General features: G+C 72.7%; 22 protein-coding genes and 1 pseudogene. 7 read left to right on the top strand and 16 right to left on the bottom strand.

Features of this window, described 5'->3' with window-relative positions; genetic code table 11:
• The first annotated feature begins 87 nt into the window (after positions 1-87).
• A complete protein-coding gene (locus BU52_RS01940) occupies positions 88-1914 on the top strand; it encodes an AMP-dependent synthetase/ligase (protein ID WP_037926738.1) in 1827 nt (608 codons plus the stop codon).
• Between the two features lie 133 nt (positions 1915-2047).
• The gene (locus BU52_RS01935; protein WP_051857885.1) at positions 2048-2836 is read left to right on the top strand and encodes an aldo/keto reductase; all 789 of its coding nucleotides are present in this window, start codon (positions 2048-2050) and stop codon (positions 2834-2836) included.
• 63 nt (positions 2837-2899) lie between these two features.
• Here the strand turns inward: BU52_RS01935 and BU52_RS01930 are convergent, their stop codons facing one another.
• The 3 genes from BU52_RS01930 to BU52_RS01920 form a co-directional block, all read right to left on the bottom strand.
• Positions 2900-3601, bottom strand: coding sequence for an SDR family oxidoreductase (locus BU52_RS01930; protein ID WP_037926732.1), 702 nt, complete (start codon positions 3599-3601; stop codon positions 2900-2902).
• Between the two features lie 68 nt (positions 3602-3669).
• Positions 3670-4572, bottom strand: a complete 903-nt coding sequence (locus tag BU52_RS01925; RefSeq protein WP_037926729.1) for a class I SAM-dependent methyltransferase — start codon at positions 4570-4572, stop codon at positions 3670-3672.
• Between the two features lie 161 nt (positions 4573-4733).
• The gene (locus BU52_RS01920; RefSeq protein WP_037926726.1) at positions 4734-6458 is read right to left on the bottom strand and encodes a glycoside hydrolase family 6 protein; all 1725 of its coding nucleotides are present in this window, start codon (positions 6456-6458) and stop codon (positions 4734-4736) included.
• Between the two features lie 493 nt (positions 6459-6951).
• Between BU52_RS01920 and BU52_RS01915 the strand changes: the two genes are divergently transcribed.
• Complete coding sequence (locus BU52_RS01915) at positions 6952-9867, top strand: glycoside hydrolase family 48 protein (protein WP_037926722.1); 2916 nt, start codon at positions 6952-6954, stop codon at positions 9865-9867.
• Positions 9868-10155: 288 nt separating this feature from the next.
• Here BU52_RS01915 and BU52_RS33155 read toward each other — a convergent pair.
• The 3 genes and pseudogenes from BU52_RS33155 to BU52_RS01905 form a co-directional block, all read right to left on the bottom strand.
• Positions 10156-10572 (bottom strand): annotated as a pseudogene (locus BU52_RS33155) (rhamnogalacturonan endolyase family protein); the annotation flags it as partial.
• 34 nt (positions 10573-10606) lie between these two features.
• On the bottom strand, positions 10607-11383 hold the full coding sequence (locus tag BU52_RS01910; protein ID WP_037926718.1) for a class I SAM-dependent methyltransferase: 777 nt from the start codon (positions 11381-11383) through the stop codon (positions 10607-10609).
• Positions 11384-11388: 5 nt separating this feature from the next.
• A complete protein-coding gene (locus tag BU52_RS01905) occupies positions 11389-11694 on the bottom strand; it encodes a 4a-hydroxytetrahydrobiopterin dehydratase (RefSeq protein ID WP_037926715.1) in 306 nt (101 codons plus the stop codon).
• A gap of 125 nt (positions 11695-11819) precedes the next feature.
• Here BU52_RS01905 and BU52_RS01900 point away from each other — a divergent pair, with 125 nt between their 5' ends.
• The gene (locus BU52_RS01900; protein WP_037926712.1) at positions 11820-12641 is read left to right on the top strand and encodes a helix-turn-helix domain-containing protein; all 822 of its coding nucleotides are present in this window, start codon (positions 11820-11822) and stop codon (positions 12639-12641) included.
• On the opposite strand, the gene BU52_RS01895 is transcribed toward BU52_RS01900, so the two are convergent.
• A complete protein-coding gene (locus tag BU52_RS01895; protein ID WP_037926710.1) occupies positions 12623-13048 on the bottom strand; it encodes a hypothetical protein in 426 nt (141 codons plus the stop codon). The genes BU52_RS01900 and BU52_RS01895 overlap by 19 nt on opposite strands.
• Positions 13049-13285: 237 nt before the next feature.
• On the opposite strand from BU52_RS01895, the gene BU52_RS01890 reads away from it, so the two are divergent.
• The gene (locus BU52_RS01890) at positions 13286-14149 is read left to right on the top strand and encodes a helix-turn-helix domain-containing protein (RefSeq protein ID WP_037926707.1); all 864 of its coding nucleotides are present in this window, start codon (positions 13286-13288) and stop codon (positions 14147-14149) included.
• Positions 14150-14167: 18 nt separating this feature from the next.
• Here the strand turns inward: BU52_RS01890 and dnaK are convergent, their stop codons facing one another.
• From dnaK to BU52_RS01860, 6 genes are all read right to left on the bottom strand, one after another.
• Complete coding sequence (gene dnaK, locus BU52_RS01885) at positions 14168-16048, bottom strand: molecular chaperone DnaK (RefSeq protein ID WP_037926704.1); 1881 nt, start codon at positions 16046-16048, stop codon at positions 14168-14170.
• Positions 16049-16134: 86 nt separating this feature from the next.
• On the bottom strand, positions 16135-16878 hold the full coding sequence (locus BU52_RS01880) for a glycerophosphodiester phosphodiesterase family protein (protein ID WP_037926701.1): 744 nt from the start codon (positions 16876-16878) through the stop codon (positions 16135-16137).
• 79 nt (positions 16879-16957) lie between these two features.
• The gene (locus BU52_RS01875) at positions 16958-17386 is read right to left on the bottom strand and encodes an OsmC family protein (RefSeq protein WP_037926698.1); all 429 of its coding nucleotides are present in this window, start codon (positions 17384-17386) and stop codon (positions 16958-16960) included.
• 86 nt (positions 17387-17472) lie between these two features.
• Positions 17473-18030: a hypothetical protein gene (locus tag BU52_RS01870; RefSeq protein ID WP_037926695.1), complete on the bottom strand. Its 558-nt coding sequence runs from the start codon at positions 18028-18030 to the stop codon at positions 17473-17475.
• 44 nt (positions 18031-18074) lie between these two features.
• Positions 18075-20159, bottom strand: a complete 2085-nt coding sequence (locus BU52_RS01865) for a phage holin family protein (RefSeq protein WP_037926692.1) — start codon at positions 20157-20159, stop codon at positions 18075-18077.
• Positions 20160-20251: 92 nt separating this feature from the next.
• Complete coding sequence (locus BU52_RS01860) at positions 20252-20653, bottom strand: hypothetical protein (RefSeq protein ID WP_037926690.1); 402 nt, start codon at positions 20651-20653, stop codon at positions 20252-20254.
• 84 nt (positions 20654-20737) lie between these two features.
• On the opposite strand from BU52_RS01860, the gene BU52_RS01855 reads away from it, so the two are divergent.
• Together BU52_RS01855 and BU52_RS01850 are read left to right on the top strand one after the other, a co-directional pair.
• Positions 20738-21511, top strand: coding sequence for an MBL fold metallo-hydrolase (locus BU52_RS01855; RefSeq protein WP_037926687.1), 774 nt, complete (start codon positions 20738-20740; stop codon positions 21509-21511).
• Between the two features lie 38 nt (positions 21512-21549).
• A complete protein-coding gene (locus BU52_RS01850) occupies positions 21550-22182 on the top strand; it encodes a DedA family protein (protein ID WP_051857883.1) in 633 nt (210 codons plus the stop codon).
• Between the two features lie 12 nt (positions 22183-22194).
• Here BU52_RS01850 and BU52_RS01845 read toward each other — a convergent pair whose 3' ends face one another.
• The 3 genes from BU52_RS01845 to BU52_RS01835 form a co-directional block, all read right to left on the bottom strand.
• Entirely contained in the window at positions 22195-23265 is a 1071-nt protein-coding gene (locus tag BU52_RS01845; protein ID WP_037926681.1) for an MBL fold metallo-hydrolase, read from the bottom strand.
• Positions 23262-24506 (bottom strand): aminotransferase class I/II-fold pyridoxal phosphate-dependent enzyme, encoded by a 1245-nt coding sequence (locus BU52_RS01840; RefSeq protein ID WP_037926678.1) that lies wholly within the window; start codon positions 24504-24506, stop codon positions 23262-23264. Before BU52_RS01840 ends, BU52_RS01845 begins: the two co-directional genes overlap by 4 nt.
• A 126-nt stretch (positions 24507-24632) precedes the next feature.
• Positions 24633-25319: a hypothetical protein gene (locus BU52_RS01835; RefSeq protein WP_037926674.1), complete on the bottom strand. Its 687-nt coding sequence runs from the start codon at positions 25317-25319 to the stop codon at positions 24633-24635.
• Positions 25320-25391 lie beyond the last annotated feature (72 nt).

Below are 25391 nucleotides of genomic sequence, written 5' to 3'. Positions count from 1 at the left end.
GCCTCCGGCCGCGTGGGGTAGCTTTCACGGCGCCGTGCGGGACGACGACGTCGCGCAGCGGTCCGGCGCCGAGGAGCGGGGGAGCGATTGCGCGAGTTCACCAACCCTCCGTTGTCCTTGGAGCCCGCGGTGGGCGGTCTGGCCGACGTGGTCTTCCGGTATGCCGAGGAAGACCCGTCGCGCGTCGCGCTCGGCCGCAGGGACGGCACCGGCAGCTGGCGGGACGTGTCCAGCGCCGAGTTCCGCGACGAGGTGCTCGCCCTCGCGAAGGGCCTGCTCGCGAGCGGGGTCCGGTTCGGCGACCGGGTCGCGATCATGTCCCGTACCCGCTACGAGTGGACGCTCTTCGACTTCGCGCTGTGGACGATCGGTGCGCAGGTCGTCCCCGTCTACCCCACCTCCTCCGCCGAGCAGTGCTCCTGGATGCTGCACGACGCCGAGGTGACCGCCGCGGTGGTGGAGCACGAGGACCACGCGATGACCATCGCCACGGTCATCGACCGGCTGCCGCGGATGCGCCGGCTGTGGCAGCTCGACGCGGGCGCGGTGCAGGAGCTGTACGACGCGGGCGCCCATCTGGACGACGAGGTGGTGCACCGGCACCGTCAGGCGGTCACCCCCGACTCGGTGGCGACGGTCATCTACACCTCGGGCACCACCGGCCGCCCCAAGGGCTGCGTGCTCTCGCACGGCAACTTCATGTACGAGGCGGACACCGTCATCGAGCGCTGGGAGCCGGTGTTCCACTCCCGCAGGGGCGACGAGGCGTCGACGCTGCTTTTCCTGCCGCTCGCCCACGTCTTCGGCCGGATGGTGGAGGTGGCGGCGATCCGCGGGAGGGTGAAGTTCGGCCATCAGCCGCAGCTGAACGCGGCCGCGCTGATGCCCGACCTGGCCGCGTTCCGGCCGACGTTCTTCCTGGCCGTGCCGTACATCTTCGAGAAGGTGTTCAACGCGGCGCGGCGCAAGGCGGAACGGGAGGGGCGCTCGGGGGCGTTCGAGAAGGCCGTCGACGTGGCCGTCACGTACGCGGACGCGGTGGAGGCGAAGGCCTGGGGCACCGGGCCCGGCCCGTCGGCGGCACTGCGGATACAGCACCAGCTCTTCGACAAGCTCGTCTACTCCCGGATCCGCGCGGCGATGGGCGGCAGGATCCGGCACGCCATGTCGGGCGGCTCCGCGATGGACCGCCGGCTAGGACTGTTCTTCGCGGGCGCGGGGGTGCGCGTCTACGAGGGGTACGGACTCACCGAGTCGACGGCGGCGGCCACCGCCAACCCGCCCGAACGCACCCGGTACGGCACGGTCGGCCAGCCCGTTCCCGGCGTCACCGTGCACATCGCGGACGACGGCGAGATCTGGCTGCACGGCGACAACGTCTTCGGGGGCTACCTCAACAACCCGAAGGCCACCGGCGACACCCTGCACGACGGCTGGCTGGCCACCGGGGACCTCGGTTCCCTGGACGACGACGGCTATCTGACGATCACCGGGCGCAAGAAGGAGATCCTGGTCACCTCGGGCGGCAAGAGCGTCTCCCCGGGGGTGCTGGAGGAGCGGGTGCGTGACCATCCGCTGGTCAGCCAGTGCATCGTGGTCGGCAACGACCGCCCGTACATCGCCGCTCTGGTCACCCTCGACCCGGAGGCGGTGGAGCACTGGCTGACGATGCGCGGCAAGGCACCGATGCCGCCGGCCGAGCTGGTGCGCGACGCGGACCTGGAGACGGAGGTGCGGCGCGCGGTGGTCACGGCCAACACGCTGGTCTCGCAGGCCGAGTCCATCCGTACCTTCCGGATCCTGGCGCAGCCGTTCACCGAGGAGCACGGGCTGCTCACCCCGTCGCTGAAGCTGAAGCGCAGGGCGATCGAGAAGGCGTACGAGGACGAGGTCGAGGCGCTCTACCGCGCGTGAATCATCCGGTCAGGAATGCGCCGCGGGCCGTGATCGTTGACGATGGGGGTACACCTGTAACACCTGACCACAACCGAAGGATCGAGAGCTCGTGAGCAAGGTCCCCCCGATCATCCTGAACAACGGCGTCGAGATGCCCCAGCTGGGGTTCGGCGTCTGGCAGGTGCCGGACGCGGAGGCCGAGACGGCCGTGGCGACGGCACTTGAGGCGGGCTACCGCAGCATCGACACCGCGGCGGTCTACGGCAACGAGGAGGGCACCGGCCGGGCCGTCGCGAGGTCGGGCGTCCCGCGCGAGGACCTCTTCGTCACCACCAAGCTCTGGAACAGCGACCAGGGGTACGACTCCACCCTGCGGGCCTTCGACACGTCCCTGTCGAAGCTCGGCCTCGACTACGTGGACCTGTACCTCATCCACTGGCCGGCGCCCGCCCGTGACACGTACGTCGACACCTACAAGGCGTTCGAGAAGCTGCACGCCGACGGCCGGGTCCGCGCCATCGGCGTGTCCAACTTCCTGCCGGAGCACCTGGAGCGCCTGATCGGCGAGACGTCCGTCGTGCCGGCGGTCAACCAGATCGAACTGCACCCGCATCTGCAGCAGCACGCCGCCCGCGAGTACCACGCCGAGCAGGGCATCGCCACGGAGGCGTGGTCGCCGCTCGGCTCCGGCAAGGGCATCCTGGAGATCCCGGCGATCGTGGCGATCGCGCGGAAGCACGGCCGCACTCCGGCGCAGGTGGTGCTGCGCTGGCACCTCCAGCTGGGCAACGTCGTCATCCCGAAGTCGGTGACGCCGTCCAGGATCCAGGAGAACATCGACGTCTTCGGGTTCAGTCTGGACGCCGAGGACCTCGCCGCCATCAGCGCGCTGAACGAGGACCGGCGGATCGGTCCCGACCCCGCGGAGTTCAGCGGCTGACCTCACGCGCGCGACGGCCTCCCCCGCTCCGGGGGAGGCCGTCGCGCGTCCGCGGGAGGGTGCTCAGTTGGGCTGGCCGACGGGCCGTACGACCACGGTGTTGACGTCGACCCCGGCCGGCTGTCCCAGGGCCCACACGACGGAGTCGGCGATCTGGCCCGCGGTGAGCAGATGCCCGGGCGGCAGGCTGCCGTGGGCGTCCCAGAACGGGGTCTCCACCCGGCCGGGCGCGATCAGGGTGACGCCGACACCCCACTCGGTGACCTGCCGCCGGGTGTTCTCGGCGAGCCCGGTCACCGCCCACTTCGTGGCGCCGTACAGATTGCCCGGCGTGGGCACGAACCCGGCGACGCTGCCGACCAGGACGATCCGTCCGCGGGTCTCCTTGAGGGCGTCGATGGAGGCCCTGATGAGCAGCGCGGGACCGAGGACGTTGGTCAGCACCATGTCGGTCCAGCCCGCAGGGTCGCCGTCGGCCACCGAGTCGCCGGTGGCGAAGCCCGCGTTGGCGACGACGGTGTCCAGGCGGCCGAATTCCGTGAGCACGGTGCCGACCGCGGCCCGTACGTCGTCGTACTCCGCCGCGTTGCCCGGGATCGTCAACAGCCCTTCCGGCTCCTCCAGTTCCTTCGCGAAGCCGCGCAGCCGCTGCTCGCTCCGCCCGGTGACGGCCACCCGCTGTCCCGCGTCCAGCAGCCGCCGTGCGACGGCGGCGCCGATGCCGCTGCCTCCGCCGGTGACGAGCGCGACCGGAGAGTCGGTCATGGAAACCCCCTGTGTGTGCGTTGCGTGCCGGGGAGTCCATCACTTGGAGAGCTCTCCAAGTCAAGCCGTCACACGGGTCGCACCGCCGCGTGGACCGTGTGGGCCGCCAGGACGAACAGGTCCGGGCGGTGGTGCACGCCCGCCGGGTCGCCGGGGTCGAGGAGGCGGTCGAGGGTGGCGCGGTCGTCGGCGTCCAGGTCCTCGCCGATGATCTCGCGGGTGCGGGTGAGCGCGGCGGTCACATAGGCGCGGGCGCGGTCCGTGGCCGGGGCGGGGAGGTCGAGGAGGAAGGTGCGCGAGCGGGTGTGGTGCAGGCCGGCCGAGGTCAGCAGCGCGTGCCAGTCCTCGACGGCGGGCACCGAGCCCGGCAGTTCGGCGCGCATCCGGCTGAACCGGTCCTCCTCCGCCGCGTCGATGCGGGCCTGGAGTCCCGGCCGGCCGAACCCGATGTCACGGGGCAGGAAACGCGCCGGCAGTCCGCCCTCCATCACCGCGAGGGTGCCGCCGGGCGCCAGGCGCTCGGCGCAGGCGGCCAGCGCGGCGCCCTGGTCGCCCAGGTGGTGGACGCTGCGGCTGGCCCACAACAGGTCGGCCGGGTAGTCCAGTTCGCCCAGCACGTCGGGGAGTTCGCCGGCGAGGGTGCCGAAGCGGTCGGCCGTGCCCTGGCGCTCCGCCCGGGCGCGGGCCCGCTGGAGCAGCGGCTCGGAGCCGTCCACGGCGACGATCCGGGCACCGGGGAACGTCTCGGCGAACAGGCAGGCGATCACTCCGGGCCCGCTGCCCGCGTCCACGATCAGTCCCGGTTCGGTCACCTCCTTCGCCAGCCAGCTCAGGGCACGCTCGTACAGGGGGGTGAACAATTCCGCCTGGGCCTCGAGCAGGGGTGCCATCTCGGCCCAGTCCATGTCGTCGTGGCCGTGGCCGTGGCCCTGCTTGTCCGCGTGGTGCTCGTGCTCGTGGTGGTGCGCCATGCCGATCAGCCTCTCGCTCGGATGCCGTCAGCGTGCGCCGACGCACCGCGCACGGGCAACCGATGTTGCCGTTCACGCAAAAACGTGCCGGGCGGGAGGGTCGCGGCGTCCGCAGGGCCCGGACCTCGTGGCCCGGACCCGGCGGACCGGTGGTCAGCCCGTCACGACAGCGGCGGGTAGGCGTTCTTCATCAGCTCCTGGAACTGGGCGGAGAACCAGTGCCCGGAGATCGGGGCGTCGGGCAGGGCGCCCGACATGTTGTTGTCGTTGCGCGGGTTGCCGGTGTACGTCGGGTCGCACATCCGGTCGAAGCCCTTGCCCTCGTCGTTGTCGATGGCCTTGCTCGCCCCGTCGGACTCGCCCGGGGGCTTCATCCACACGTAGGCGTCGATCCCGGGCTCCGGTGCGGCCTTGGGCCGCTCGCCGAGACCCGCTCCCATCTGGTTGCACCAGTTGCCGGTGTTGAACCGGCGGTCGTAGCGTCCGCCGTCGACGTAGGTGTCCACGCTGGTGGTGGCGCCGGGTCCGGTGGGCCGGTTCGCCCCGCCCCAGCCGTTGCGGGACGTGTCGATCAGCATGCCGATCTTCGAGTCGAAGCCGAGCGAGACCAGCTTCTCGCGCAGGGCCTGGGCGTACGACAGCTCGTCGACGTACCGGTTCCAGCTGACCCACTTCGACTCGCGCACCGACTTGCCGGCCACGGTGTCGTTGATGGAGAAGTGGTCCTCCTTCAGCGTGCTGTAGTTGGCCGTGTTGGCGATGAAGCCGTGCACGTCGGCGACGGTCGCGCCTTCCGCGGTGGCGGCCTGCTTGAACATCTCGGCGGAGGCGCCGAAGTTGTCGTCCCAGCCCAGCCAGCCGTGGTGGCCGGCGTCCACGTAGTTGTAGACGTTGGGCACGTCGCCGAGCTTGTTCAGGGCGTAGCCGACGCCCTTCACGTAGTTGCCGTTGGCCTTCATCACGTCGCAGTTGGGCGTGGCGGTGGCCCGCGGGGAGACGTTGGTGACGAGGTTGGGCAGGGAGTCGATCTCGACCGTGGTGACGATCCGCAGCGAGGCGTACTTCGGGTCGGCGAGGATGGTCTTGATCGGGTCGATGTAGTCGGTCTTGTACTTGTCGATCTCCGTCGGGCCGAGTTCGCCGTTGGAGGCGAGGGCGGCGCAGTCGCGGCCGGGCAGGTTGTAGATGACCAGCTGGACGACGAGCTCTCCCGAACCCTTCTGCCGCAGGGCCTCGTCGAGGTGGTCGCGCAGGCCCATGCCGCCGTTGACGCCGTTGATGGCGGCGGTGCGGTCCAGCCACACGCCGGTGGGCTGGTCCGCGATGCGGCTGCCGCCGGGTTCCGCGGCGGCCTTCGCCGACCACTCGGGGTTCACGTACACCTTGGCGCCGCTGTAGGGGTTGTCCACCCGGCTGCCCGCGGGCGGGTCGGTCGGTGGATCGGTCGGCGGATCGGTGGGGCCGCCGGAGTCGACGTTGCAGGTCACGCCGTCGAGGGTGAAGGTGGCGGGGACGGCGTTGCTGCCGCTGTAGGTGCCCTGGAAGCCGAAGGTGGCCGAACCACCGGTGGCGAGCGCGCCGTTGTAGGCCTCGTTGGCGGCGGTGACGTTGGCGCCGGACTGGGTGACCTTGGCGTTCCAGAAGTTGGTCACCTTCTGGTTGCCGGCGTAGGACCACTTCACCGCCCACGACGACTTGGCGGCGCCGTTGTTGGTGACCTTCACGGACGCGGTGAAGCCGGTGTCCCACTGGTTCTGCACCTGGTAGTCCACGGTGCAGGGGACGGCGGCCGCGCCGGCGTCGCCGGGGACGACGGCGAACGCCGTCCCGGTGGCGCCGGCGACCAGCGCCATCGCGGCGAGTAGCGCGGTTCTGGTGCGACTCATGGTGCGGGTTTCCTATCCGTAGGGGGCTGTCCTTCTGGGGCACGCGCGGACGATCGCGCGGCCTGGTGCCTTACGGGTGGGAGTGCCGTCCGGGCCTGCTTCGGACAGGCCCGTGGGCCGCCCGGGACAGGTCCGGGCAGCACGGACGGCAAGGGGATCCCACGGGAACGAGCGCCCCGCGTCAGGTGCTCCACGTGAGCGCGGGGACGGCTAAAAGTACTGAACGCGGGGGGTGACGCACGAGCGACTCCTTGCAGCTCGGACGCGTCGTGACGGACGCGTCGACTGATGGAACCGCTCCCACTGGTGCACCCGAAGCTAGCGCCAAGTGACGGCGAAGAACAGAGGGTTGCCGACATTCGCCCCGCGGGAACCGTCGAAATGTTTTCGATTCGACACAAGGCTTGACCGCTCACCACGCCGTCCTCACTATGGGAGCGCTCCCACTGGTTCAAGGCTTGACAATGACCGAGTCGCAGGAGGAACCAGCACCATGCATCCCCCACCCAGAAGACGCAGCGGCGTCCGGCGCCTGTTAACGGCCGCCGCGGCCGCTCTGGCGCTTCCGTTGACCATGCTCTCGACCGGCTCGACTCCCGCCCAGGCGGCCGCGGTCCGGTGCAGCGTCGACTACAAGGCGAACGACTGGGGGTCCGGCTTCACCGTCGACCTGACCCTCACCAACCGCGGCGCGGACGCCATCGACGGCTGGACCCTGACGTACGACTACGCAGGCAACCAGAGGCTGGTCAACGGCTGGAACGGCACCTGGTCGCAGTCCGGCCGGACCGTGACCGTGAAGAACGCCGGGCACAACGCCCGGATCGCCGCCGGCGGCGCCGTCACGACCGGCGCCCAGTTCTCCTACAGCGGCAGCAACACCGCTCCCACGTCCTTCGCGATCAACGGCACCACCTGCACCGGGGCCCACCAGCCGCCGATCACCGTGCTGACCAGCCCTGCGGCGGGCGCGGTCTACACGCAGGGCGAGACCGTCCCGCTCGCGGCCACCGCCGCGGCGGCCGACGACGCCACGGTCACCAAGGTGGAGTTCTACGACGACACCGAGCTGCTGGGCACCGACACCAGCGCGCCCTTCACGCTCTCGGTCGCCGGCTTGACCGTGGGCAGTCATTCGCTGGTGGCGAAGGCGTACGACAGCATGGGGGCCTCCGCCGACTCCACCCCGGTCGGGATCACGGTCGCCTCCGGTCCGGCCGTGGTGGCCTCACCGTCCCAACTGGGCGTTCAGCAGGGCGAGTCGGGCACGTACGACGTGAAGCTGTCCAAGCAGCCGACCGCCGACGTGACGGTCACGACGACGCGTGCGAGCGGCAACACGGGACTGTCGGTCTCCGGCGGCGCCTCGCTCACCTTCACGCCGTCGAACTGGAACACCGCGCAGAAGGTGACGATCTCCGCCGACTCCTCGGGCAGCGGCTCGGCCGTCTTCGAGACCTCGGCACCCGGCCACGCCAAGGCGACGGTCACGGTGACGCAGCTGGGCGCCCGGAAGACGTACGACGCGCGCTTCCTGGAGCTGTACGGGAAGATCACGGACCCGGCGAACGGCTACTTCTCGCCGGAGGGAATCCCGTACCACTCGGTCGAGACGCTGATCGTCGAGGCGCCGGACCACGGTCACGAGACCACCTCGGAGGCGTACAGCTACCTGCTGTGGCTGCAGGCGATGTACGGCAAGGTGACCGGTGACTGGTCGAAGTTCAACGGGGCCTGGGAGATTATGGAGAAGTACATGATCCCGACCCACGCCGACCAGCCGACGAACTCCTTCTACAACGCCTCGAAGCCGGCGACCTACGCGCCGGAACACGACACTCCGGACGAGTACCCGTCGCAGCTCGACCCGGGCGTCTCGGTCGGCCCCGACCCGATCGCGGCCGAGCTGAAGTCCGCCTACGGCACCGACGACGTCTACGGCATGCACTGGATCCAGGACGTCGACAACGTGTACGGCTACGGCAACTCGCCCGGCACGTGCGAGGCGGGTCCGGCGGACACCGGACCGTCCTACATCAACACCTTCCAGCGCGGCCCGCAGGAGTCGGTGTGGGAGACCGTCCCGCAGCCCACCTGTGACGCCTTCAAGTACGGCGGGAAGAACGGTTACCTGGACCTGTTCACCAAGGACGCGTCCTACGCCGAACAGTGGAAGTTCACCAACGCGCCGGACGCCGACGCGCGTGCCGTGCAGGCCGCGTACTGGGCGGACCTGTGGGCGAAGGACCAGGGCAAGGGCTCCCAGGTGTCCGCGACCGTCGCCAAGGCCGCGAAGATGGGTGACTACCTGCGCTACGCAATGTACGACAAGTACTTCAAGAAGGTCGGCAACTGCACCAGCCCCTCCTGCCCGGCCGGCACCGGCAAGGACGCCTCGCACTACCTGCTGTCCTGGTACTACGCCTGGGGCGGTGCCACCGACACCTCGGCGGGCTGGGCCTGGCGCATCGGCTCCAGCCACGCGCACGGCGGCTACCAGAACCCGCTCGCCGCGTACGCGCTGAGCAGTTACGCGCCGCTGAAGCCGAAGTCGGCGACGGGCGCGGGCGACTGGGGGAAGTCGATGCAGCGGCAGCTGGAGTTCTACCGCTGGCTGCAGTCCGACGAGGGCGGCATCGCGGGCGGCGCGACCAACAGCTGGGCGGGCCGGTACACCACCCCGCCGTCCGGTACGCCGACCTTCTACGGCATGTACTACGACGAGAAGCCGGTCTACCACGACCCGCCGTCCAACCAGTGGTTCGGGTTCCAGGCGTGGTCGATGGAGCGTGTGGCCGAGCTGTACCAGCAGACCGGCAACGCCCTCGCCAAGTCGGTCCTCGACAAGTGGGTGGACTGGGCGCTGTCCGAGACCACGATCAACCCGGACGGCTCCTTCCGGATCCCGTCGACGCTGCAGTGGTCGGGCAAGCCCGACACCTGGAACGCGTCGTCGCCCGGCGCCAACAGCGGGCTGCACGTCAGCGTCGCCGACTACACCAACGACGTCGGTGTGGCCGCCGCCTACGCCAAGACGCTGACGTACTACGCCGACCGCTCCGGTGACACGGAGGCGGCGTCCACGGCGAAGGCGCTCCTGGACGGCATGTGGCAGAACAACCAGGACGCGCTCGGCATCGCCGTCCCGGAGACCCGCGCCGACTACAACCGCTTCGACGACCCGGTGTACGTCCCGAGCGGCTGGAGCGGCACCATGCCCAACGGCGACGCGGTCAACTCGTCGTCGACGTTCGAGTCGATCCGTTCCTTCTACCAGGACGACCCCGCGTGGTCGAAGATCGAGTCCTACCTGGAGGGCGGCGCCGCGCCCACCTTCACGTACCACCGGTTCTGGGCCCAGGCCGACATAGCCCTGGCCATGGGCTCGTACGCGGAGCTTCTCGAATAGCCCCCGCCGAGCGCTCCGCGGGACGGGCGGTTCCTCGGCTGCGGGCCGTACGTGGCCGGTCGTGCAGTTCCCCGCGCCCCTTGGGGGCGCGGGGGGTACCGCCGCTTTCCGGTGCGCTTGACAGCTCCGTGTACCCGGTCCCGTCACAGGACGACGGGCCCATCCGACCGGGCGGCCCCCACCCACGCCAAGGGCCGCCCGGTCCTCGCGTGCTCCCTCCACCTCCCTCCACCTCCCCCCACGAGGAAGGAACACCGTGCGAAGAACCCGCGTCCTCACGGCCGTGCCCGGCGGGCCGAGCGGTGCGTCCTTGTAGCCCGTGCGGAACTGGATCGCGTGGACCGAGTCGCCCTGCTCGGTGCCGTTCACCACCGCGCGCACGGTGTAGTCGGCGTGCGAGGGGGCGCCGGCGTGGAAGTAGGTGGTCGAGCCGGTGACGGGAGTGGCGTTGACCTTGGTGCCGGCCCGGTAGACGTTGAAGGCGACGGTGTCCGGGTCGGTGCCGAGCCGGCGCCGGCCGACCAGGTTGCCGCTGCCGGTGCGGACGCTGACGACGCCCCGGTCGAGCCTCTCGACCTGACGGGCGGTGGCGGCCTCGGCGGACGACGGCGACATCGCGGTCAGGCCGGCGCCGGCCAGGGCCGCCGCGGCGAGTGCCGCGGGGAGGAGCACACGGCTTCTGCCGTGCCTGCGGGGGTGCTTCACGGGACGGACCTCCTGGGAGACGGACGGATTCCGTCTACCGGTCGCCGCCGGGGGCCTCCGGGTTGCCGCGCAGGGGTCTGCGGTACGCGCGGAGGCTGAACACGGGATCGGGGCGGGGCCGGTCCTGGTCGGGCAGGCCGGCCAGCCGGGAGGCGAACTCCTCGGCGAGCGGTTCCCCGGGGGGCAGGGTGACGAACCAGCCGCGCCGCAGGTCCGCGATGGTGCGGCGGGGGCTGCGCCCCTGACCGTGGCCCCGGAAACGGGCCTCCCCCGCGGGGAGCAGTCCGTGCGCGGACGCGGCGGCCGTCACGGTGGCGGGGGCGTCGGGCACCGGGCTGGGGGGACGCGCGGCGAGCACCGCGTCGATGTCGCTGCCGACGTTGTGGGAGGCCCCCTTGTCCACGGTGGTGACGTACACCCCGCCGGGCCGCAGGACGCGGGCGCACTCTCCGACGACCGTCCGCACCTCCCCCGGTCCGGACAGGAGGTGCAGCAGCCACACGCTGACCACCACGTCGAACCGGGCGTCGCCGAAGGGCAGGGCGCGGCCGTCCGCGCGGACCACGGCGCCCGGCAGGCGGGCGGCGGCCATCCGGGTCATCGACGGGGCGAGGTCGGCGCCCGTCATCCGCAGTCCCGAGCGGGCGGCGGGTAACCGCCGGGTCACGATGCCGGTTCCGCAGGCGACGTCCAGCAGGTCACGCGCACCGCCCGGCACGAGGCTCAGCACGGCCGCGGCGGCGGCCGCCGCCCGGGCCTCGCCCCCGCGCAGGGCGTCGTACCGTTCCGCTTCCTCGTCGTAGTCCAGCACGCGCCTCAGTGTGCACCGTGTCCGGGCGCCAGGTCCTCCACCCTGCGGGCGAGCTCGAGGTCCCTGGCGGTGACGGTGCCGCCCGCGCTGTGGGTGTGCACGGACAGGGACACGGTGTCGTAGCCGAGGGTGAGGTCGGAGTGGTGGTCGAGTTCCTCCTGCACCTGGGCGATGTGGACGACCATCGCCGTCGCCGCGACGTGCGAGCCGAGCCGGTAGGAGCGGGTGAGGCGGTCCCCCTCGAGCGACCAGCCCGGCAGGCCGGCCAGCCGGTCCTCGATCTCCTTCTGCGACAGCGGTTCGTCGGGCATGGGCTGCGCTCCTTCGCCGGTTCGGGTCTCGTGCCGGACTCCCAGGCTGCCACAGGAGGGCTCCCGGGACCCGGCCGGAGGCGGGCGGCTCCCCGGTTCGGCCGCTTCTCGACTACGGTCCTGGCATGACCACTGTCCCGTCCCGAACCGCCGCCGGCGCCGATGGCGTGGGCCCGTTGCTGCGCGCCTGGCGAGAGCAGCGGCGGGTCAGCCAGCTGGAGCTGGCCCTGCGCGCCGACTCCTCCGCCCGGCACATCAGTTTCATCGAGACGGGCCGCTCCCGGCCCAGCGAGGAGATGGTGCTGCGGCTGGCCGAGCAGCTGGACGTCCCGGTACGGGAACGCAACGCGCTGCTGATGGCCGCCGGTTACGCGCCCCGGTTCCCGCACACCCCGCTGGACGATCCCGCGCTGGACGCGCTGCGGGACGGCATCGAGCGGCTGATCGGCGGCTTCGAGCCGTACCCGGCGCTGGTGGTGGACGCGATGTACGACGTCGTGGCGGCCAACCGGGGGGTCATGATGCTCTTCGACGGTGTCCCGGAGTCGCTGCTGACGCCGCCGCTGAACGCGGTGCGGCTCACGCTGCACCCGCAGGGGCTGGCGCCGCGGATCCTGAATCTGCGGGAGTGGCGGGGGCACCTGCTGGAGCAGATGCGGCGGCAGATCGCGCTGCACCGCTCCGAGCCGCTGCGGGCCCTGTACGAGGAGGTCGCGGCGTTCCCGGTGCCCGACACCGACGAGCGGCGCCCGGAGGAACCGGAGGTGCCGGTGGCGTACTTCGCGCTGCCGATGGTCATCGAGCACGAGGGCCGGAGGCTGTCGTTCGTGTCGTCGATCTCGACCTTCAACACACCGATGGACGTGACCGTCGCCGAGCTCGCCGTGGAGACGCTGCTCCCGGCGGACCCGGCGACGGCCAAGTACCTTCAGTCCTGGTTGAGCTGACGTGCCCTCAGCGCCATGTGCTGGAGCACGGCGAAGCCCGCCACGGTGAGCGCCTGGAGGACCGTCCACACCGCGCCCGCCGTGGTCGGGGAGAGCCACAGCGCGAGGGCGGCGACGCTCACCGCCGCCCAGACGAGGTTGGCCTCGACGACGGCCCGCACGGCGAGTGCCGGCGGATGGCGGCGCGCGGCCAGCAGGCCCACTCCGGCGGCGTACACGGCGAGGAACGCGCCGAGCCCGAGGAGCAGGCCGGAGCCGACGCCGAGGAACCGGCCGAGCGGGCCGGCCAGGGCCAGGTAGGCGAGCGCGTTCGCGCCGGTCACCGCGGCGTCGAGGGCCAGGAAGCGGCGCAGCATCCGCTGCGGCTCCACGGTCCTGGCGAGCGCGGCAAGCTGGGTCGCGGACATGATGGATCACCCTCCGTCGGGTCTGTCTGTAGCGGTGGCCGGTGCCGGATCCCGGGCCGGAGTGCGCCGGCCCGGAACCCGGTGCGTCCACGATGGCGCGGAGGCGGCGCCGGGTCGATTACCTGCCGGGTAATGGGGTGGGGAGTAGGGAAACAGGGCGGTTTCCCGTGGCCCGTGAGAGTGTCGGAGGAACATGGCAGACTGAGCGCGTGCCCGGGCGCGTTGGGGAGGCGTGGCGTGAGTGAGCGGCGGGCCGCACCGACCGTGGGCCAGGTGGTCCTGGGAAGGCGGCTGCATGAGCTTCGGGAGGCCGCGGGCCTCTCACGGGAGGAGGCCGCCCGGATCCTGCGGGTGGCGCCCGCGACCGTGCGGCGGATGGAGACCGCCGAGGTCGCGCTGAAGATCCCGTACGTCCAGTTGCTGCTGACCGCGTACGGGGTGCCCGAGAGCGAGTCCGACACGTTCGTGGAGCTCGCCGAGGAGGCGAACCGGCCGGGCTGGTGGCAGCGGTACCACGACGTGCTGCCCGAGTGGTTCAGCATGTACGTGAGCCTGGAGGGCGCCGCCCGGATCATCCGGTCGTACGAGCCGCACTTCGTGCCGGGGCTGCTGCAGACCGAGGACTACGCGCGTGCCGTCCTGGAGGCCGGGACGATCGGCAACGCGGGGCCGGAGGCCGTCGAGCGGCACGTGTCCCTGCGCATGGAGCGGCAGAAGCTCCTGGAGCGTCCCGATCCGCCGCACCTGTGGGTGCTGATGGAGGAGACGGTGCTGCGGCGCCCGGTGAGCGCCGACGGCCGGGTGATGCGCGACCAGCTCGACAAGCTGCTGGAGTACTCCGAACGGGACCGGGTCACGCTGCAGATCGCCGAGTTCGCGGACGGGCCCCACCCGGGGACGTACGCGCCGTTCTCGCTGTTCCGCTTCGCCGAGCCGGAGCTGCCGGACATGGTGTTCACCGAGTACCTGACGGGCGCCCTGTACCTGGACTCCCGCAAGGAGGTCGCGGTGCACCTGGAGGTCCTGGACCACATGACGGCACGGGCGGCCTCGGCCCAGCGCACGGAGAAGCTGCTCCGGGAGTGCCGGGAGCACCACTGAGGCGGGGACGGCCCGGGGTCAGGCCTCGCCGTCCTTGCGGCCCGAGGTGCCGGTGTCCCTGTCGTCGTCGACGATCTCCGCGTCGACGACCCCGTCGTCGTCCTGCGGTGAGGATTCCTGTTCGGTGCCTCCGGTGGGGGCCGACGCGGTCTGCGCGTACATCGCCTGGCCCATCTTCTGGCTGACCGTGGCGAGTTTCTCCACGCCGGCGCGCAGCTCGGCCGTGTCCGTGGCCTCCCGCCCCAGCAGCTGCTTCAGTTCCGCGACGGCGGACTCCACCTCGCTCCTGGTGTCGCCGGGCACCTTGTCGCTGTTCTCCCGCAGGAACTTCTCGGTCTGGTAGACGAGTTGTTCGGCCTGGTTGCGGGTCTCGGCGGCCTCGCGGCGCTTGCGGTCCTCCTCCGCGTACTGTTCGGCGTCGCGCATCATGCGGTCGATGTCGTCCTTGGGCAGGGCCGAGCCGCCGGTGACGGTCATCTTCTGCTCGCGGCCGGTGGCGAGGTCCTTGGCGGACACGTGCATGATGCCGTTGGCGTCGATGTCGAAGGCGACCTCGATCTGCGGGACGCCGCGGGGGGCGGGCGGCAGGCCGGTGAGGTCGAAGACGCCGAGCTTCTTGTTGTAGGCGGCGATCTCGCGTTCGCCCTGGTAGACCTGGATGCCCACCGAGGGCTGGTTGTCGGCGGCGGTGGTGAAGATCTCCGAACGCCGGGTGGGGATCGTGGTGTTGCGCTCGATCAGCTTGGTCATGATGCCGCCCTTGGTCTCGATGCCGAGGGACAGCGGGGTGACGTCGAGGAGCAGCACGTCCTTGACGTCACCGCGCAGGACGCCCGCCTGGAGGGCGGCACCGAGGGCGACGACCTCGTCGGGGTTGACGCCCTTGTGCGGTTCCTTGCCGGTGAGCTCGCGGACCAGGTCGGTGACGGCCGGCATCCGGGTGGAGCCGCCCACGAGGATGACGTGGTCGATCGCGGAGAGGGTCACGCCGGCGTCCTTGACGGCCTGGTGGAAGGGCTTCTTGCAGCGTTCCAGCAGGTCGGCGGTGAGTTCCTGGAACTGGGCACGGGTGAGTTTCTCGTCGAGGTGCAGGGGGCCTTCGGCGGAGGCGGTGATGTAGGGCAGGTTGATCGTGGTCTCCGTCGACGAGGAGAGTTCGATCTTCGCCTTCTCGGCGGCCTCCCGCAGCCGCTGCACGGCCATCTTGTCCTGCGCCAGGTCGACGCCGTAGTGCCCCTTGAAGCGCTTGGCGAGGTACTCGACGACGCGCTGGTCCCAGTCGTCGCCGCCGAGGTGGGTGTCGCCGTTGGTGGCCTTCACCTCGATGACGCCCTCGCCGATGTCGAGCAGCGACACGTCGAAGGTGCCGCCGCCCAGGTCGAACACCAGGACGGTGTGGTCGTTCTCCTTGTCCAGGCCGTACGCGAGGGCCGCCGCCGTGGGCTCGTTGATGATCCTCAGCACCTTCAGGCCGGCGATCTCCCCGGCCTCCTTGGTGGCCTGCCGCTGGGTGTCGTCGAAGTACGCCGGTACGGTGATGACCGCGTCGGTGACCTCCTCGCCGAGGTAGGACTCGGCGTCCCTGCGCAGTTTCTGCAGCACCCGGGCGGACAGTTCCTGCGCCCGGTAGCGGGTGCCGTCGACGGAGCCCTGTTCGGGGAACCGCCACTGGGCGTCGCCCATGTACCGCTTGACCGAGCGGGCGGTGCGGTCGACGTTCGTGACGGCCTGCCGCTTGGCGACCTCGCCGACCAGCACCTCGCCGTTCTTGGCGAACGCCACGACCGAGGGGGTGGTGCGCGCGCCCTCCGCGTTGGCGATGACCGTGGGCTCACCGCCCTCGAGCACGGCCACCACCGAGTTCGTCGTTCCCAGGTCGATTCCGACGGCACGTCCCATCGCTGTCCCCTTCCGTCAGGGCACCTCTCCGGACTTCCAGCAGAAAACTTGAGCGCCCCATTGTCAATGGTTCGTGTGGATGGTTGTCAACGAGAGGTGTGGGCGTCGGGCCTCCCGCGCAGTTCCACGGCGCGGCGGGGGCGGTCGGTGATCAGCACGTCCACGCGCGGGTCGCCGAGGAAGCCCGACAGCGCCGCGTCCTCGTTGACCGTCCACACCATGGTGAACAGTCTGTTACGTGCGGCCTCACGCAGCACGGTGGCGCGGGCCAGACGCTGGTGCACGGCGACCCCGTGGGCGCCGCAGGCGCGGACCCGGCGCATGGGGAGCAGTTCGCTGATCCGGGTGGCCGCCAGCCTGCGCCGGCCGATGCCCTCGCCGCTGCGGCCCAGGGACAGCACGGTGCGCACGCGCGGGCGGGCGGCGGTGATGGCGGCGACGGAGCGGTCCTCTAGGGTGGTGGCCACGAAGCCGTCCTCGCCGAGCAGGGCGACCGCGCGGTCGATCAACTCCCGCTCGTGACCGGTCTCCTTCAGGTCCAGGTGCCCGACGAGCTTCCCGGCGATCAGCTCCATGACCTCCTCCACCACCGGCACGGGGTATCCGGCACGCTCGTTCAGTTCGGCGTGGGTGAGTGTGGACAGCGGCGGGCCGGTGCGGCGCACGCGGGGGTCGTGGTGGACGACGAAGACGCCGTCCGCCGTGCGCCGGACGTCGAACTCGACGTACTCCGCGCCGGACGCGAGCGCGTCCTCGTACGCCTCCCGGGTGGCCGGGGCGGCGCGCTCGGAGCCTCCCCGGTGGGCGGAGACGGCGGGTCGTGACGTCATGGTGGTCGCTCCCGGAGGGGGACGTGCCGCGGGCCGCCCCCCGGGGAGCGGCCCGCGGTGGCCCGACGCGGCGAGCGGGTCAGGCGAGCTTCGCCGTCAGGGTGATGTTCGTGCCCTTCAGCGCCTGACTGACCGGGCAGTTCACCTTGGCGTCCTCGGCCGCGGCGACGAAGCCCGCCTCGTCCAGGCCGGGCACGGTGCCCTCGACGGTGAGGTGGATGCCGGTGATGCCCTCGCCGGGCACGAAGGTGACGTCGGCGGAGGTGGTCAGCCTGGTCGGCGGGGTACCGGCCTTGTCGAGTCCGTTGGACAGGGCCATGGAGAAGCAGCTGGAGTGCGCGGCGGCGATCAGCTCCTCCGGGCTGGTCTTCCCGTTCGCCTCCTCGGCACGCGACGCCCAGGTGACCGGCTGCTCGGCGATGCTGCCGGAGGAGTCGAAGGCGACGACCCCGCTGCCCTTGAAGAGACTGCCTTCCCAAACGGTGTGTGCGGAGCGCGTGGCTGCCATGACGCATCCTTTCGAAAATGTCCGGCCGTGTGTCCGGCGGTGCTCGGTCCGGGCCCCGGGTCACCGGGTGCCCGTCCCCCATCCGATCACATCACGGCTCGGCTCACCCGTAAGACGGGTCCTCTCGCGGTGAGGTCCTCGGCGGCCCGATGCCGGGCGCGCCCCGGAGGAACAGGGGGCAACGCGTTCTCCGCGCGGTCAGCCCCGCCGGGCGCGGTCGAGGGTCTCGACTGGGTGAACCCCCGACGCAGGCGCCGGTGCGCCACGTGGACCTGGGCGCAGGTGTCCGGTCTGAACCAGGCCCAGCCCAAGGGGCCGATCCCGTTGATCCTCGCATGGACGCGGTCGCCGTACACCAGGGCGGCACACCCGTGTTCCTCCGCCTTGTGGGCCGGGACCGTGCCGACCCAGCGGTGGAGCTCGTCGAGGAACCCGTAACGGGCCAGCTCCCGCAGACCGGTCCGCTCCGTCCGGGCGTCCCCGTGGCCGTCGAGGAAGACCATGAGCTGGGGAATCCCCCGGCGTCGGCTCCAGTGGGCGGGGAGGTCCCGGACGACGCGGTCCAGGACGCGGAGGACGTCCGTGCGCACCGCCGGTTCCAGTGCCCGGAGCTGGTGCAGCGTGTACGCGGCGGCCTCGTTCATCGCGTCATCGTCCCCCGGGGACGGCCGTCGGATCAACGGCCCGCTCAGGCGGCGCGCCTGCGGTCCGGGGCCGCGGGCCGCCGCGCCGCGTCCGACTCCGTCAGCCAGCGGCGCAGTACGCGGTGGACCTGCTCGGCGCCGGCGAGTTCCGCGCCGTCGGCGACCGGTGCGGACAGGACGAGCGGGGACAGCAGGAAGGGGCGGGACTGGGCGCCGCCCAGACCGCCGTGGGAGCCGATCTGCTCCTCGAAGGCGAGCACCTCGCCGTCGGTCGGGTCGTGGAAGGAGTTGACCATGATGTCGGCGGTGTGCGGAAAGGTGTGGGTGCGGCGGACGACGTCGGCGGCGCCGGGACCGAACGCGGCCAGCGGCCCGGGGTTGTCGTCCAGCTCGTCCAGCGGGATCTCCGCGCCGTACGCGCCGAGCACGACGCCGCCGTGGCGGGCGCTGCGGACCAGGAGGAAGCCGACGCCGGGATGGTTGGCGAGGGTCGGCAGCAGGGCGGGGTGGCGGGCGTCGATCTCCTCCTTGGTCATCCGGTGCGGCACGTCCGGGAAGGAGACCAGGCCCAGATTGCCGGAGGCGAGCACGACGGGTTCGGAGCCGCGCGAGGGGCGGTAGTGCTCGGTGCCCTCCTCGACGGGTCTGCGCAGCGCCGCACGGACGGCCGCGCGGGCCTCCGCGCCGCTGTGGGTGCGCCGGGCGCGGCGCGGCACGGGCAGCCCGCAGCCGGCCCGCACCAGGTCGGCGAGGGTGAGGCCGTAGCGGGAGCGGAAGGTCTCGCCGGGGCTCTGCCCGTGGTCGGAGAGAACGACGATGCGGTACGGGCGGGGGGCGTGCTCGGCGACGTGCTCGATCAGGGCGAGGGCACGGTCGAGGCGCCGGAGGACCTTGTCGGTGTCCCGGCTCGCGGGCCCGGAGTGGTGGGCGACCTCGTCGTAGGCCACCAGGTCCGCGTAGACGGCGGTGCGTCCGGCCAGCAGGTCGCCCGTCACGGCGGCCACCACGACGTCCCGTTCGACGACGGTCGCGAAGGCCCGTACGAACGGGTAGAGACCGCCGCGCGAGACGCGCGGGCGCTGCTTTCCCAGCCGGGCCCGGGTCGACTGGCCGATCTCCCGGCCCGCCTCGGCGACGAAGGACAGCGCGGTGCGCACGGCGTTGGCGGGGTCGGAGAAGTAGGCGAAGTAGCCCGCGCGGGAGCGAGCGGCCGGGCCGCGGCGGCGGGTGGCGATGGAGAGCACCAGGGCCTGTTCGCCGGCGCCGCCGCTGAACAGGTTGCCGCGGCTGGCGCCGTCGTCGGCGAGCAGTCCGGCGTGGCCCGCGTACTCGACGGCGCGGGCCTGGAGTTCGGCGGCGCTGGTGGGCCGGTTGCAGACCATGACCTCGCGGCGGGCCTTCTCGTACCAGCGGAACGCGGGGACGTCGTGGTTGCTGCCGTGCAGGATGCCGAGCTGGCTGGCGCCGGTCTGGCTGGACCAGTCGGTGCGCCAGGGGGTGAGGCGGTGGCTGGGCCGGTCGCCGGCGGTACCGGTGCCGAGCCAGCGGGCGACGGTGGGCATCAGTCCCTTGCCGACGGCGTCCAGGAGCACGTCGTGGCCGACGCCGTCGAGTTGCAGGAACACGGTGCCCGGGGTCGGGGGGCAGGGCGGGGCGGAGCCCCGTCTTCGGTGGGCGAGGCGGTAGAGGCGGCGGCGGTAGGCGTCGTCGTCGCGCACGGCGAGGGCGGCGCCCGTGGCGGAGGCGACGGCGGACATGACCGCGGCGACCACGACCGCGGTCTGGGGGGCCGCGGCGCCCCGTTCGACGGGGTTGAGCCACAGGGCCAGCCACAGGAGGGCACCGTTGAGGAAGAACACCAGCAGGCCGAGGACGAGTGCCGGCACGAGCAGCAGCAGCCGCACCAGCAGCGGCCAGACGAGGGCGGACAGCAGGCCGAAGGCGCCGGCGCCGAGGGCGGCGGTGACCGCGATGTCGGTGGCGCTGTCACCGTCGGCCGAGCGCAGCCGGAAGTCCGGCAGGATCCCGGCGAGCAGCAGCATGGTGAGGGTGGAGACCACCCACACGGCGACACTCCGCCCGATCTGACTGGCGACCCGTCGCCACCGCTCGCCACCCACGCCCCGCACACCTCACGTCCCGGCCGGTTCCGACTCGTATTCACCCTGTCACAACGTCCGGAGCAGGCGTTCCGTCCCCGGCGGCGCGGGCCGCCGGCGGCTCAGCGGCCGTCGTAGCCGGCGGTCGGCATCGACAGCCGGCGGTGTACACGTGCCTTCATCGCCGCGTCGTACTCCGGTTCCGCGCGGCCCACCGTCTCCACGCGCACCCCGCGTCGCGCGCACTCGGCGGTGAACGCCTCCACGGAGGACAGTGCCCGTTCCAGTACCCGCAGGCTGGGTGCCACGAACAGATCGGTGCCGGGCCGCACGCCCTCCCACAGCACGCCGTGGTCGGGGCGCAGCCCCCGTACCAGCAGTTCCCGTGCCACCACATAGCCCTGCTCGGCGGCCCAGCGGGCGCACATGGCGTGCTGGCTGCGCGAGTCCACCAGGAAGGGGTCGGCGTCGAGTTCCTCCAGCGGCGTCAGACTCGCGATCGCCGTCACCCGCACCGCCCCCATGGCGTCCCCCCTCACCTCCGGTTTTCGCCGCCGACCCTACTCCTGCGCGTAGGCTTCGGGGAGTCGCGCGAAGGAGGCGGGGAAGTGCCGGTGGAGGTCACGTGGTGGGGTCACGCCACCTGCACGGTCGAGGATTCGCACACCCGTGTGCTCACCGATCCCCTGTTCGCCCGCCGGCTCGCGCACCTGCGGCGCAGGCGCGGCGCCGTGCCGCCCGCCGATGCCCGGCACGCGGACGTGGCCCTCGTCTCCCACCTGCACGCCGACCATCTGCACGTGCCGTCCCTGGCCCGGCTCGCCCCGGGCACGCGCCTGCTCGTGCCCCGGGGCGCACGACGCGCGGTGCCGGGACTGCGCCGGCTCACGCATCTCAGCGTGAGCGAGGTGGCACCCGGCGACGTGACGAAGGTCGGGCACCTGGTCGTACGGGCGGTGCCCGCGTGGCACGACGGGCGCCGGCTGCCGTTCGGGCCGCACCGCTCCCCCGCCCTCGGCTACGTCCTGGAGGGTGAGGGGCGGACGTACTTCGCCGGGGACACCGGCCTGTTCGAGGGGATGGCCAAGGAGGTCGGGCCGGTCGACGTGGCACTGCTGCCGGTGGGCGGCTGGGGACCGTACCTCGGGGAGGGGCACCTGGACGCGGGGCGCGCGGCCGAGGCACTGGCCCACCTGGGGGCGCCCAGCGCGGTGCCGGTGCACTACGGCACGTACTGGCCGATCGGGCTGGACGCCGTGCGCCCGCACGAGTTCCACGCTCCGGGCCACGAGTTCGAGCGGCTGGCGGCCCGGCACGTTCCCGGGGTCGCCGTGCACCGGCTCGGGCACGGGGAGAGCGTGCGCCTGGAGGGCGCCCGGTGATCCTGCCCGCCGCCCTGAGCCAGGCGGCCGGTGCGTCCCTGCCGACGGTCGCCTCACCGTCGCTCGTACCGGTCGTGGCGCCCGGTTCGACCCAGCAGGTGGTCGCGTATCCCTCGCTGTTCCTGCTGGTGCTGATCGGGGCACTGGTGCCGGTGGTGCCGACGGGCGCGCTGGTCAGTTCGGCGGCCGTGGTCGCCGTCCACCGGACGGCGCCGTTCTCGCTGGCGCTGGTGTTCGTCACGGCGTCGCTGGCCGCTTTCCTCGGGGACGTGGCGCTGTACTGGCTGGGACGGCGCGGCATGACGTCGAAGAACGGCTCGCGCTGGCTGGAGGCGATCCGGCAGCGCGCCCCGGAGGACCGGCTGGCGCAGGCGCAGCGCAAGCTCGCCGACCACGAGGTGGCCGTGCTGGTGCTGTCCCGGCTGATGCCGGCCGGGCGGCTGCCGGTGATGCTGGCCTGTCTGCTCGCCAAGTGGCCGGTGCGGCGCTTCGTGCGCGGCAACCTGCCGGCCTGTCTTGCCTGGGCGGCGACGTACCAGCTCATCGGCATCCTCGGCGGGTCGCTGTTCGAGGAGCCGTGGGAGGGCGTGCTCGCGGCGATCGTGCTGACGGTGCTGATCAGCGCGGCCCCGAGCCTGTGGCGGCGGGTGCGGGGCACGGCGGCGGGGTGACACCGTCGCCGGTCACTCCAGGATCCGGGAGGCGCCCACCGGCAGGTCCCACAGGTGCTCGCGCGGCAGGCCCGCCTTCGCCCACGCGGCGCGGACGCGGACGAGGGGCTCCAGGACCGGCTCCGCGGAGAGGACGAACGTGCCCCAGTGCATCGGGGCCATGCGGCGCGCGCCCAGGTCCTGGGCGGCGCGGACCGCCTCCTCCGGGTCGCAGTGCACGTCGGCCAGCCACCAGCGGGGATCATAGGCTCCGATGGGCATCAGGGTGAGGTCGATGCCGGGGTAGCGGCGGCCGATGCGGGAGAACCAGTGACCGTAGCCGGTGTCGCCCGCGAAGTGGACGCGCCGGCCCTCCCGGTCGGTGAGCACCCAGCCGCCCCACAGGGAACGGCAGGTGTCGGTGAGGGTGCGCTTGGACCAGTGGTGGGCCGGTACGAAGTCGAAGCGCACGCCGTCCAGTTCGGAGGCCTCCCACCAGTCGAGCTCGGTGACCCGGGTGAACCGGCGGCGGTGGAACCAGCGGGCGAGCCCGGCCGGCACGAACACCGGGGTGTCGCGCGGGAGCCGGCGCAGCGTGGGGGCGTCGAGGTGGTCGTAGTGGTTGTGGCTGATGACGACCGCGTCCACGCGCGGCAGCGCCTCCCAGGCGACGCCGACGGGGGTGATCCGCGCCGGGGTGCCGAGGATGCGGCGGGACCACACCGGGTCGGTGAGCACGGTGAGCCCGCCGATCCGCAGGACCCAGCTGGCGTGCCCCACCCAGGTGACGGCGACCGTGCGGGCGTCCACGCGGGGCAGGGGGCCGGGGGCGCAGGGCAGCAGGGGGATGTCGGCGAGTCCGTCCGGCGTGGGGCGTACGGCGCCCTCGCGGGCGAAGCGGGCGAGCGCCCTGAGCCCGGGCAGCGGGGCCGTCAGCCGGTCGTGGAAGGCGCGCGGCCACACCCGGCGTTCGGCCGGCGGGCGGGGTTCGGCCGGCGGGGGGTACGGGCGGGCGGAGGGGGGCGGGCCGCCGGCGTCCGGTGCCGTCCCGGCGCAGGCCGTGGTCGTGGCCGTGCCCTCGGCCGGCTCGGGCCGCTGCGTCATCGGGGGGACTCCCATCGCCGAGCGTCGTCACGGAGATCGTCGAAGACCGATGTCAGATGGGTCAACGCGCTGTGCACGTGCGGTAGTTCCAGGGGTGCGGGCGCGTTCAGGCACTCCGCGCGCCGCTCGGGGGTGCCGCCCAGCAGAGGAGCGGTGGACAGCCGCACGCGCGGCGCTTCCAGCTCGTCGCCGAAGCGGTGGCCGCCCGGCGCGGGCATGCCGAGCCGGGCGGTGAGGAAGTCCTCCAGCTCCTGGGCGTCCCCGACGCCGTGCGCGGTGAGCGCGGGCGCCAGGGGCGTCAGGTCGACATACAGGTGCCGGCCGCAGCGCGGGGGCCGGGACAGGGCTCCGGCGGCGACGACGGCACGGTGCGCGGCGGCGGCGAGGCGCGCGTGCAGGCGTACGGTGGCGGCGACGCGCTCGGTGAGCGGTGCGGGCTCCGACAGCGCGTACACCGCCGCGGCGGCGACGGGGGCGGCGACGCGCGCGTCGAGTGCGGTGAGCACGTCGAGCACGCGCGCGTGCAGCGCGTTCCCCTGCTCGCCGGCCGGGAAGCGGGCCACCGCGGCGGGCCAGCCGGGCGGGAGCAGGGCCCCCACCAGGTCGGTGACGACCGTGACCCGCTCGGGCACCATCTCGGCGGGGCTGAGCAGCACGGTCTCGCGCGGGTCGTGCAGGGTGTCGCGCCAGGTCTCGTCGCTCACCAGGTGCAGCCCCTCGCCGACCGCGGCCTCCACGGTCTCGTGCAGCAGTTCGGGCGGGGCGACGGTCGCCGTGGGGTCGTCGGCGACGGAAAGCACCAGCAGGCGCGGGTCACCGCCCTCGGCCCGCATCCGGCGCACGGTCTCGAGGAGCGCGTACGGATCGGGCACCCCGCCGCTCTCGGCCGGGGTCGGCACGTGGAAGGCGGGGCGGCCGAGCAGGCGGGCGTAGGGGGCCCACCACGCGGCACAGGGTCTGGGCACCAGGACGTCGCCGCCGATCGCGGCGGTCAGGGCCACCAGCAGGGCGGGAGCACCGGGGGCGACGGCCACCCGGTCGGGGGCGGCGGGCAGTCCGCGCCGGTCGCCGTAGCCGCACGCGGCGTCCAGCAGGGCGGGGCCGCCGCCGACCGGTTCGGCAGCGGCGCGGGAGGCCGCCGCGGCCAGGACGGCGGCCAGTTCGGGGAGGACGGGAAGCCCGTCCTCCGGGTCCGGCGGTCCGAAACGCACGGGGCCGTGGCCTTCCGGATCCGTCCGCATCCCTACCTCCGCGCAGTCCCTGGCGCCCCGGCGTCGTGCGCCGGCGTCCGCTCGTGCCGTCCCTCGGCCGCTCAGTACCCTGCCTGCCGCGAGCCATGGGTCCGGGCCGGGGAGGGACGGCGGCTGTCAGGCATCCGTCCGGGTCGTGCGGTCCCGGTACAGCCGGTGGGCGGCGGCGCCGAACGCGCCCGCGATGAGCAGTCCGCCGGCGGCGAGGGCGGCCACGGAGTCGGTGAAGGTCCCGCCCTCCCCCGCGTGTACGCCCTGGGGCGCGGGCGTACCGGCGCAGTGGGTGCGCTGTGGGGCGGTGGCCCGCGGTTCGGTGGTCCTGGGACCCGGTGTGTGGGGAGCGGCGGTCCTCGACGCGGCGGGCGCGTACACCCCGCCGGTCCCGGTCGGCCCGGGGGCGGGAAACTCGGCGTCGGGCACGGCGGCGTCCGGTGCGGGACCGCCCGGAGCGGGTTCCTCGAGCGTTTCCGGTCCGAGGGCCTCCTCCTCCACGGCCTCCTCCTCGACGGCCTCTTCGAGGGGCTCCTCCTCAAGGGCCTCCTCCTCGAGGGTCTCCTGCTCGAGTGCTTCCTTCGCGAGGTCTTCCGGTTCGGCGGCCTGCGGCCGGGCGGCGCCCGGTGCGGTGCTCCCAGGGGTGTGCCCCTCCCAGCCGTGCCCCCCGGGTTCCGGGCAGGGCGCGTGGGAGGCGGTGCCCCACGACGGTCCGCTGCCGGGCACCGTTCCCGCGGACGCTGCCGGTACGAGCGCGCCGAGGACGGTACCGGCGACGGCGGCGAGGGACAGGGCACGGGCGGTGCGGCGCATGGTGCGGGCTCCTTCGAGCGACGGCGGGGGCACGGTTCTCGGCTGCCCCACAGCCATCACAGCCCGCCCGCC

The sequence above is a fragment of the Streptomyces toyocaensis genome (assembly GCF_000725125.1).
Taxonomy (GTDB): Bacteria; Actinomycetota; Actinomycetes; order Streptomycetales; family Streptomycetaceae; genus Streptomyces; species Streptomyces toyocaensis.
Note: the sequence above shows the minus strand (reverse complement) of the source record. Positions and strands in the feature narration are given on the sequence as shown.